Here is a 3679-nt window from a genome sequence, read left to right as displayed (position 1 = left end):
AGATTGCCCGATCGGAGGTGATCTTTTGCGGCACGCCGGCTGAATACGAAGAGCTGAGGGCCGAGCCGCGCGAGTTCGGCGGGGCCCGCCCGGTCTCCTCCCGGTCTTGACGCGATCTGGCGACCGGGCGCTGTATCGCGCCCTCCAGAGCGGCCCGGGGCGGGACGCCGGCGCAGGGCCGCGAAGCTCCCGTCCGGCGCGGACCGGGTCGGGCACCCCGCCCGCGCTGAAAGGCAGAGAATGAAGCGACTGGTCGTGGATCTCGACGGAACGATCACGCACGAGCAGGCGGGAGTTCCCTATTCCGAGAAGCAGCCGAACATGGCGGTGATCGAGCGCCTTCGGGTCTACAAGGAGCAGGGCTACGAGATCGCCGTCTACACGGCCCGCAACATGCGCACCTACGAGAGTGCGATCGGCCGCATCAACGCCCACACCATCCCGGTGATCGTCGAGTGGTTGAAGCGGCACGAGGTGCCGTTCGACGAACTGCATGTCGGCAAACCCTGGTGCGGGACCGACGGCTTCTATGTGGACGATCGTGCGGTGCGGCCGAGCGAGTTCCTGACGCTCTCGCCCGACGAGATCCGGGACCTCATCGGTGCCACATCGGCGGTCTGAGGCGGTGAGCGGCGGCATGTGGCTCGTCCTCTCCTCGGCCTATGTCGGTCAGGAACTCGCCGCCGAGTTCGGGCTGCTGCCGCCGACCTTTCTGCCAGTCGGGACCAAGCGCCTCTACGAATATCAGCTGGCCGAGATCGGGACCGAAAACCCGGTCTACCTCACGCTGCCGCACAGCTTCGCGCTTCCGCCCGAGGATGCCCGCCGCCTTCGCGAGCTGCAGGTCACGGTGCTGCCCATTCCGGACGGGCTGAGCCTCGGCGAGGCCGTCATCTACGCGTCGAACCTCATCGGCGCCGGCGACGGGCCCCTGCGCATCCTGCACGGTGACACGCTGGTCGGCGATCTGCCGGCGGGCGGTCAGGACGAGATCGGCCTCAGCGGCGAGGCCGACAGCTACAGCTGGGCCGAGGCCGAGATCCGGGGCGAGCAGCTGGTCAGGCTCGAGACAGTCCTGCCGGCGCCCGAGCTCGGCGCCCGGCGTCCGGTCGCCTGCGGCTATTTCTCGTTCAGCAGCAACCTGGCGCTGGTTCGGGCCATCACGCGGGCGCGGGGCAGCTTCATCGAGGGCATCAACCTCTATGCGGGCGAGCAGGCGTTGCAGGCGCGATGGCTGCCCTCGTGGTTCGATTTCGGCCACGTCCAGCGCTACTTCCGCTCCCGCCTCATCGTCTCGACGACCCGGGCCTTCAACACGCTGACCATCGACGGCAAGACGGTTCGGAAGACCAGCCAGGACGGCGCCAAGATCAAAGCCGAGGCCGCCTGGTTCAGGGCGGCGCCGCCGGACCTGCAGGTCTATTGCGCCCGCATCCTGCAATCGGGCGAGGCTGACGGGCGGCACTTCTACGACACCGAATACGAATACATGCCGACGCTGTCGGAGCTGTTCGTGTTCGGGCTCCTGGGCAAGCGGTCCTGGCAGCACGTGCTCGACTCGTACCGGGAGATGCTGGGCATCTTCGCGCGCCATCGGCGCAGCGAACCGGGCGACACGGCGCTGCGGGAGCTCACCATCACCAAGACGAGGGAGCGCTTGCAGCTTTATGCGGAGCAGACCGGCTTTCCGGTGGACGCGCCGACGAGCTTCGCGGGACGCCCGCTGCCATCGCTGCTCCGGATCGCCGAACAGCTCGAGGACCGGATCGACTTCGAGTCCGGCCGCCCGCAAACCATCATGCACGGCGATGTCGGCTTCAGTAACGTGATGTTCAATTCACGGGCGCGCCGGATCCGCGTCATCGATCCCCGCGGCTTCGTGCAGGCGGGCGAGCCCACCCTGTACGGCGACCTGCGCTACGATTTCGGCAAGCTCGCCCACTCGGTCGTGGGCCGCTACGACCAGATCCTGGCCGGCCGCTACGAGCTGGCGAGTGACGGCCGCACTGGCTTCACCATCGCTTTCGAGACGGCCCCGCATCACGGCTGGCTCGAGGACGCCCTCGGGGATCTCACGGTCGACGGCGTCCAGGCGCTCAGCCCGGAGATCGCGGCCATCAATGTGAGCCTGTTTCTGTCGATGCTGCCGCTGCATTTCGACAGGCCCGATCGGCAGCGGGCGTTTGTGGCCAATGCCCTTCGGTTGTTTTCACGGCTGGAACAGAGCGCGGCGCGGGGAATGGCGGCGCCTGTCCGCCCCGCCTGAGCGGCCAGCAGCCTTGTCCCCTCCCGCCGCGAGACGCGGTATGAGGAGGCCGGATGTCGCTCTCCCGGCCGAGCGGGCGCAGGGCCGCCGGGAGAAGGTTCAGGAGTCCAATAGATGACGATCGCGGCGGTGTTTTCCTGCCTGTTCACGGAAAGTCCCGAATACCTGAGGATGTATGTTCGGAATTTCCTGACCTTCACGGGCGACGATTGCGCGCTGGTGATCAACCACAACGGGGCGATCGACGACGCCGAGGTGAGGGCGATCAGCCCCCGCGTTTTCGCCCATGCGGGGCCGACCCGCCGCGCCAAGCTCGGCCCGACCCTGCTTCTCGGCCACATCGAGAGCTACGAATATGCCTGCCGGCACATCGGCGAGTTCGGCTATTTCTGCACCATGGCGTCGAACGCCCTGTTCGTGGACCGGCTTCAGGGCAGCGATGTTGCAGAAGCGGTCGGACAGGGCAGGACGGCCCGGGCGGAGTACGATCCCGCTCAGCTTCCGGGGTTCTGGCACTGGCCGAAGGTCAAGGAGGATGCCCTGGTCACGGGCTATTTCGATCGGCTCGGGATCCGGCGGATCGACAATGCCCAGATCGAGGGTTTTTGCACGTCCAAGAAGGATTGGGGCCGGATCGCTCAGCACCGGGCCTTTCTGGCGGAAGCGGCCCGGCTGGGATGCGCCGGCTTTCCCTACGAGGAGGTGCTGCCCATGACGGTGCTCGCCCAGGACCCTCCGGCCCAGTTCACCATCCTGTGCCACAACTTCTGGGAACGGTTCCTGACCTCGACGGCGGGCGCCGTTCGGCTGGAGGACATGATGCGGCCGCCGAGGTGCTACGACGACAGCTCGTCGAACTGGCGCGGCCACCGCGTGTTCGCGATGAAGTGGTTTCAGCGGACCGCCGACGACCGGCTCACCGGCTTCCTGTGCAGCGAGACGGCGGCCTTTCACCTCCCGGCGATGCGGGACCTGGCCGCGCTAGAGGCGCAGAATCCGGTCCGGCAGACCTATCTCGACCTGCTCAAACTCGGGCCGGTCGGCTCGCGCATGGGCCTTCAGTCGGTCCTTAAGGAGGCTGATGCGCCCTGGGAGGGTGCGGTAACCCTGTATTCCGGTCAGGCCGTCACGCCGGAGCGGCAAATCGCGGGCTTGGACGCCGCGGGGCCGCTGATCACGCCGCCCTATGTCTATTTCGAGCAGGCTTCGGGCGCCTACGATTTCGATCTGAAGATGGCCAGGCAGGGGGACCAGTATGAGTTCCGTCTCGGCTGTCCGCCCGTTCAGGGCGGCGTGGCCGCGGAGGGCGGCGAGATCCTGGCCTATGCCTATGTGCCGTTCCGGGTGGCAAAGGGCACGGACATGGTGCTGGTCGTGTCATCCACCGTTCGGGCGGGGTCGTTCTTCCTCACG

3 protein-coding genes are annotated in these 3679 nt (G+C 67.2%); all 3 read left to right on the top strand.

The window, feature by feature from the left end:
- The first annotated feature begins 240 nt into the window (after positions 1–240).
- The gene (locus tag JWR86_RS09340; protein ID WP_299564080.1) at positions 241–621 is read left to right on the top strand and encodes a hypothetical protein; all 381 of its coding nucleotides are present in this window, start codon (positions 241–243) and stop codon (positions 619–621) included.
- Positions 622–637: 16 nt separating this feature from the next.
- A complete protein-coding gene (locus JWR86_RS09335) occupies positions 638–2266 on the top strand; it encodes a phosphotransferase (protein ID WP_299564078.1) in 1629 nt (542 codons plus the stop codon).
- Between the two features lie 114 nt (positions 2267–2380).
- The coding region (locus JWR86_RS09330; RefSeq protein ID WP_299564076.1) for a hypothetical protein at positions 2381–3679 on the top strand (1299 nt) is incomplete at its 3' end.

This window comes from Enterovirga sp. (genome assembly GCF_028290205.1).
In the GTDB taxonomy this organism is placed as follows: Bacteria; Pseudomonadota; Alphaproteobacteria; order Rhizobiales; family Beijerinckiaceae; genus Enterovirga.
This window is presented reverse-complemented; position numbering and strand designations above follow the sequence as displayed.